Origin of the sequence: Streptomyces sp. NPDC035033, from assembly GCF_040636735.1 — a bacterium.
Taxonomy (GTDB): Bacteria; Actinomycetota; Actinomycetes; order Streptomycetales; family Streptomycetaceae; genus Streptomyces.
Window position 1 is genome coordinate 1 of the sequence record NZ_JBEZUZ010000180.1, and the last position, 5,998, is coordinate 5,998.

Annotated in this window: 8 protein-coding genes and 1 riboswitch; of the genes, 3 read left to right on the top strand and 5 right to left on the bottom strand. The window is 73.0% G+C overall.

Annotation, left to right across the window (positions count from 1 at the left end; genetic code table 11):
* Positions 1-1,056: biotin synthase BioB (bioB, locus tag AB0E83_RS34785; protein WP_362120723.1), on the bottom strand; the 1,056-nt coding region annotated here is incomplete at its 3' end.
* 171 nt (positions 1,057-1,227) lie between these two features.
* On the opposite strand from bioB, the gene AB0E83_RS34790 reads away from it, so the two are divergent.
* Entirely contained in the window at positions 1,228-2,406 is a 1,179-nt protein-coding gene (locus AB0E83_RS34790; protein ID WP_362120725.1) for an 8-amino-7-oxononanoate synthase, read from the top strand.
* A gap of 194 nt (positions 2,407-2,600) precedes the next feature.
* Positions 2,601-3,038 (top strand): ATP-binding protein, encoded by a 438-nt coding sequence (locus AB0E83_RS34795; protein WP_362120727.1) that lies wholly within the window; start codon positions 2,601-2,603, stop codon positions 3,036-3,038.
* An 18-nt stretch (positions 3,039-3,056) separates the two neighbouring features.
* Here the strand turns inward: AB0E83_RS34795 and AB0E83_RS34800 are convergent, their stop codons facing one another.
* From AB0E83_RS34800 to AB0E83_RS34815, 4 genes are all read right to left on the bottom strand, one after another.
* Positions 3,057-3,500, bottom strand: coding sequence for a cytidine deaminase (locus AB0E83_RS34800; protein WP_362120729.1), 444 nt, complete (start codon positions 3,498-3,500; stop codon positions 3,057-3,059).
* A gap of 130 nt (positions 3,501-3,630) precedes the next feature.
* Positions 3,631-4,107, bottom strand: a complete 477-nt coding sequence (locus AB0E83_RS34805) for a C40 family peptidase (RefSeq protein ID WP_362120731.1) — start codon at positions 4,105-4,107, stop codon at positions 3,631-3,633.
* Positions 4,108-4,110: 3 nt separating this feature from the next.
* A riboswitch (cyclic di-AMP (ydaO/yuaA leader) is annotated at positions 4,111-4,317 on the bottom strand.
* Between the two features lie 314 nt (positions 4,318-4,631).
* Entirely contained in the window at positions 4,632-4,937 is a 306-nt protein-coding gene (locus tag AB0E83_RS34810) for a hypothetical protein (protein ID WP_362120733.1), read from the bottom strand.
* Between the two features lie 7 nt (positions 4,938-4,944).
* Positions 4,945-5,565, bottom strand: a complete 621-nt coding sequence (locus AB0E83_RS34815) for an ATP-dependent Clp protease proteolytic subunit (RefSeq protein ID WP_362120735.1) — start codon at positions 5,563-5,565, stop codon at positions 4,945-4,947.
* Positions 5,566-5,623: 58 nt separating this feature from the next.
* Here AB0E83_RS34815 and AB0E83_RS34820 point away from each other — a divergent pair, with 58 nt between their 5' ends.
* Positions 5,624-5,923, top strand: a complete 300-nt coding sequence (locus AB0E83_RS34820; protein ID WP_362120737.1) for a type II toxin-antitoxin system Phd/YefM family antitoxin — start codon at positions 5,624-5,626, stop codon at positions 5,921-5,923.
* Positions 5,924-5,998 lie beyond the last annotated feature (75 nt).

Sequence of the window (5,998 nt, forward strand, 5' to 3'; positions counted from 1 at the left end):
GCCCGCCGACGCGTGCGAACCGCAGCCGCCGCCCGCCGCCGCGAGCGCGTCGGCGCGGTGGGCGGGCAGGGTGGTCGTGCCCGCGCCCTCCACCTCGAAGCCGGCGTCCGCGATCATGTCGAGGTCCGCCTTGCCGGCCTGGCCCTCACTGGTCAGGTAGTCGCCGAGGAAGATCGAGTTGGCGATGTGCAGCGCCAGCGGCTGCATCGAGCGCAGGTGGACCTCGCGGCCGCCCGCGATCCGCACCTCCACGTCGGGGCAGACGAAGCGGACCATGGCGAGGATCCGCAGGCAGCGCTGCGGGCTGAGGTTCCACTCCTTCGCCAGCGGCGTGCCCTCGAACGGGATCAGGAAGTTGACCGGCACCGAGTCCGAGTCCAGCTCGCGCAGCGCGAACACCACGTCGACCAGGTCCTCGTCGGTCTCGCCCATGCCCGCGATCAGACCCGAGCAGGCCGAGAGGCCCGCCGCGTGCGCCTTCTGCACGGTGTCCACCCGGTCCGCGTAGGTGTGGGTGGTGGTGATCTCGCCGTACGTGCCCTCGGAGGTGTTGAGGTTGTGGTTGTACGCGTCGGCGCCCGCCGACTTCAGCCGCTCGGCCTGGCCGTCGGAGAGCAGGCCGAGGCAGGCGCACACCTCCACGCCCTCGTTCTGCTCCTTGATGGCCTCGATGGTCCTGCCGACCCGCTCCACGTCCCGGTCCGTCGGGCCGCGGCCGCTCGCCACCAGGCAGACCCGCTTGGCGCCGCCGGCGATGCCCGCCGCGGCCGCCTCGGACGCCTCGTCCGGCTTCAGCCAGGTGTACTTGAGGATGTCGGCCTTGGAGCCGAGCCGCTGCGAACAGTACGAGCAGTCCTCCGGACACAGTCCGGACTTGAGGTTGACGAGGTAGTTCAGCTTCACCCGCCGCCCGAACCACTGCCGGCGCACCTTGCCGGCCGCCGCCACCACATCGAGCAGTTCGTCGTCGGAGGTCGCCAGCACGGCGAGCGCTTCTTCACGGGTCGGCGACTCGCGCCGCAGCCCCTTCTCCACCAGCGTGTTCAGCAGGTCCATAAGGGTTGATCCTCGCCTACCGCGGGCTCCCCGGCCAAGGAGAAACCGAACAAACGGCTCGGCGAGAGGTGTGTGGATGACCACACCCCGACCTCGGCCTCCTGCCGTTAGGGTCTGTGCGCTGCCTACAAAAAGGCGCCTACAAAACGGTGCCTGCAAAAGGACCGCCGCATGTCCCAGCCCGGGCCGACCCCGCCTCCGCGCCGCACCGCCTTCGACTGGACCGACGCCGAGGCCCGCCGCCGGGCGGAGGCCGGGCTCGTCCGGACGCTGCGGCCGCGCCCGGCGGTCTCCGAGCTGCTGGACCTGGCGAGCAACGACTACCTCGGCCTCACCCGGCACCCCGAGGTCACCGAGGCGGCCGCCGGGGCCGCCCGCCGCTGGGGCGCCGGCGCGACCGGTTCGCGCCTCGTCACCGGAACGACCCGGCTGCACACCCGGCTGGAGGAGGAGCTGGCCGCGTTCTGCGGCTTCGAGGCCGCCCTCGTCCTCTCCTCCGGATACGCCGCCAACCTCGCCGCGCTCACCGCGCTCGGCGGCCCGGGCGCGCTGATCGTCTCCGACGCCGCCAACCACGCCTCGATCGTGGACGGCTGCCGGCTCGCGCGCGCCGAGGCCGCCGTCGTCCCGCACGCCGACCCCGAAGCCGTGCGCAAGACGCTGGAGGCGCACCCGGGGCGGCGCGCGCTCGCCGTCAGCGACTCGGTCTTCTCCGTCGACGGCGACCGGGCCCCGCTGGAGGAGCTCGCCGCCGCCTGCCGTGACCACGGAGCCGGGATCGTCGTCGACGACGCCCACGGTTTCGGCGTGCTCGGCGCGGGCGGCCGGGGCGCCCTCCACGGCGCGGGCCTCGCCGGCGACGAGGACGTCGTGGCCACCCTCACCCTCTCCAAGTCGCTGGGCAGCCAGGGCGGCGCGGTCCTCGGCCCCGCCCGGGTGATCGAGCACCTGGTCAACGCCGCGCGCACCTTCATCTTCGACACCGGTCTCGCGCCGGCCGCCACCGGCGCGGCGCTCGCGAGCCTGCGGCTGATCGCCGCCGACCCGGGGCTCGCCGAGCGGGCCCGTACGGTCGCGGTCACCCTGCACCAAGCGCTCACCGGGGCCGGGTTCACCTCGGCCCGGCCGGACGCGGCCGTGGTGTCGGTCCGCGCGCCGGGGCCCGAGGAGGCCCTGCGCTGGGCGGCCGACTGCCGTGAACGGGGCCTGTCCGTGGGCTGCTTCCGGCCCCCGTCCGTGCCGGACGGCATCTCCCGGCTGCGGCTGACGGCCCGCGCGGACCTCACCGACGCGGAGATCGAGCGGGCGGTCGAAACGATCGTCCGGACCGCGCCGGCCGGAGCCCGCTGAGAACGGGACGCACGGAGGAGGGCGTGCCTCCGCTTGTGCCCCAAAACCGTTCCGCGCACCGAGAGTTCACCGCTTCGGGCGACAGAACGGGGCATATCTCGGGAGAACGCCCCACCGGGCCGCGCGATCGGTGGCAGTCTGGCGCGGAGCGCGATCCGGGGCGACGGCCCCGGCGGGAAAGGGACGACGTCGCCATGGCAGACCACCAGGAAGCATCCGTCACTCTGCCGAGCGAGCCCGCCGCGGTCGCCACGGCGCGCAGGTTCGTGGCGGAGGTGCTCGGCCGCTGGGGTCTGGACGACGGCGGGGACGCGGCGGACTCGATCCGGCTGATGGTCTCGGAACTGGCGACCAACGCCGTGCAGCACACCTTCGGGCAGTCGCCCACCTTCACCGTCGAGGTGCGTCTCGACCGCGAGGAGGTCCTGCGGGTCGGGGTCACCGACAGCCATCCGCGCTTCCCGCGCCGCCTGCCGGCCGCCGTCCAGCAGGACAACGGCCGCGGCATGGCGATCATCCGGGTCCTCGCGGCGGAGGCCGGCGGCCGGCTCTCGGTCACGCCGACCGCGGAGGGCGGCAAGACGGTGTGGATCACCCTGCCGTGGGCCGCGGCCGCCGTTCCCGCCTGCTGAACGGCCCGCCGTGCCCGTTCACTCGGAGTGCATTTTCGTCGAGGGCCACGCGCCGCCGGCGAAGTGGCGCGCCCAGTAGTGCGGATTGACCTCCGCGAGCGTGCGGGAGAGCCAGCGGGTGGGGTCCTCGGGGTCGGGCACGCCGACCTCGACGTCGGGGCCCCAGAGCGCGAGGCGTTCCTGGCAGACGCCGCACGGCGGCAGGACGACGTACCGGCCGTCCTCGGGGTCGCGGAAGACGCAGACGGAGGCGGTCACCCGGCGGTCGAGGGTGTACGCCTGGCAGTACGCGCCGGTCTCCTGGCACAGGGCGACGCTCGCGTGGATGTTGTCGAGGCCGACGCTCGTCAGGATCCGCCCGTCGTCGAGGCGGACGGCGGCGGCCCCGCCGGCCTCGTCGGCGGGCCAGCGGCGGTCCAGCTGGGCGATGGCGGCGTCGACGAGCGCTTGATCGAGTGTCATCACCGCATCCTAGGAAGGAAGCGGGGCGGACGCACGGGGTTCGTACGGGACGGGACGGGGCACGGCGCCCGCGGGGTGGGGTGCGGCGGCGCCACCGCACCCCGGGGACACCCCCGCGGGCGCCGCGGGGTCAGCGCACGCGACCGTAGAGGACCTTCGAGGTCCAGATCTTGTCGAGCTTCACCCAGGAGCCGGTCTTGGGCGAGTGCCAGATCTTGCCGCTGCCGGCGTAGATCCCCACGTGGTAGACCCTCCCGCCGGAGTGGAAGAAGACCAGGTCGCCCTTCTGCCGGCTGGAGGCGGAGATGTGCCGGGTCTTGTTGTACTGCTGCTGCGCGGTGCGGGGCAGCGACTTGCCCGCCTTCTTGTACGCGTAGAGCGTGAGACCGGAGCAGTCGAAGCGGGTGGGGCCCGCCGCGCCGTACCGGTAGGGCGCGCCCTTCTTGGCCGCGGCGACGCTCAGTGCCTTCGACGCGTGGGAGGTGGCTGCCTGGGCCTCGGGAGCGGCTCCCGGTGCGAGGAGCGTGCCGCCGACGGCGGCGAGGGTGAGAGCCGAGACGGCTCCGGCCCGGGACAGCAGGGACGGGACGTGCATCTGCGCAGTCATGCGCAACCCTTCGTCAGCCGCCTGTGAAGGATGACCTGTCGGGTTCGGGCAGGCGAAGATGCCCGGCCGCTCTCGCGGCTTCACCCCAAGGGACGGCCGCGCCGGGGATACGGCGCGGTCGACCCGTACTGCTCGGGTCCTCCACTCCTGCCGGTCCAATCCTGTCGACCAGACGTCCGGGACGGCGGCAGGACTCGGCGTCCGCCCGGACCGCCCCGCCTGGGTGGCGGGGGCTTGTCGTCGACAGGGATCTTGACCCACGGTCCGGGCGAAAACCGAGTGGAAACGGCGTTATGTGAGGCTCCTCACGACTGATCCATACGGGTGGACAAGAGGGTTTCGTGATCGTCGTAGGTTTGGCCGACGAGCCCCGTACCAGCGTCGGAATGTCCCATTCCGCCAAATGCGTACACCTGTTGCGCAACTCGCCTGCCCCATCGGCCGTTTGCGCGACTACGCCGAACGGGGGACGGTTTCTGCGCTCCGTGTCGGCCGTCCGGAGCTCGACACGACACGACGGAATGTCAACTCGCCCGCGTCGCGGGCACGGTGACGCGGGCCGCGCGCCGCTCTCCGTCCAACACCCGCAGCGCGCACGCCAGTGTCTCGGCGTGCACCTCGCTCTCGCCCCGCATATGCATGAGCGTCAGGGCCTCGCGCAGCGCCTCCACCCGTCCGACCAGCGCCTGAGCCGCGCGCAGGGCGCCATACGTATGCGATGTCCTGGATGGATTGATTCTCCCCAGGAGGTCGACGACTTCGAGGTACGCGTCGACGAACTGCCCCTCGGCGCGCGTCAGGGCGGGCAGCGGCGGAAGCTCCGGGACCATCGGGGCCTCACCGGGCCGGCGTGCCGGCGGCACGGCGGTCGCTGACGATGTGGTCGACCAGGCCGTACGCGCGGGCGGCCGGCGCGTCGAGCACGGTCAGGCGGTCGGTGTCGGCGGCGACGCGTTCCTCGTCCCGGCCGGTGTACGCGGAGAGCAGCCCCGTCATCACCCCGCGCAGCCGGAGCAGTTCGCGCGCGTGGAGGTCCAGGTCCGAGGGCTGCCCGGTGAGCGGCTCGTCCAGCAGCGGCTGGCGCAGCGTGACCCGGGCGCCGGGGAGCATCAGGCGCTTGCCGGGCGCGCCCGCCGCGAGCAGGACCGCCGCCGTGGAACCGGCCTGGCCGAGGCAGATCGTCTCCACGTCGCTCGCCAGGCTGCGCATGGTGTCGTGGATCGCGGTCATCGCCGTGACCGAGCCGCCGGGGGAGTTGAGGTAGAGCGAGACGTCCCGCCCCGGATCCGCGTGATCCAGGTGCAGGAGCTGGGCGATCACGTCGCTCGCGGCGACGTCGTCGACCGGCGTGCCCAGGAAGACGACCCGGTTCTCCAGGAGCTTCGCGTAGGGGTCGAGCGTCCGGGTTCCGTACGAGGTCCGCTCCGAGAACTCCGGCAGTACGTGGCGTGCGTCCATGAGGAGCACCTCCTTCTGTCAAAAATGTACAGGACGTACAGACCGTAAGATGAGGAGCATGACCTACGAGATCCCGGTGACGCAAGCGCGGGCGGAGCTCGCCGACCTCATCAACCGCGTGGTGTACGGCGGCGAGCGCGTGGTCGTGACCCGCCACGGGAAGCCGCTGGTCGCCCTCGTCTCCGCCGCCGACCTGGAGCGACTGGAGAAACTGGAGGCCGAGGCGCCGGAGGCGGCCGGCGAGCCGGTGATCAGTTCCCTCTCCGGTACGGCGGTGGCCGGCGGCCTCGGTTCCGCCACCGGCGAACAGCGCCGCTTCGGCATCGCCGCCCACCACCGCGAGCCCGGCGCCGGCTGACCGCCGCCGGCCCTTCCGTCCGCCCCGGCCGCGGACGCGGAAGCCGTGTGCCCCCGCCCGTCACGGCGGGGGCAC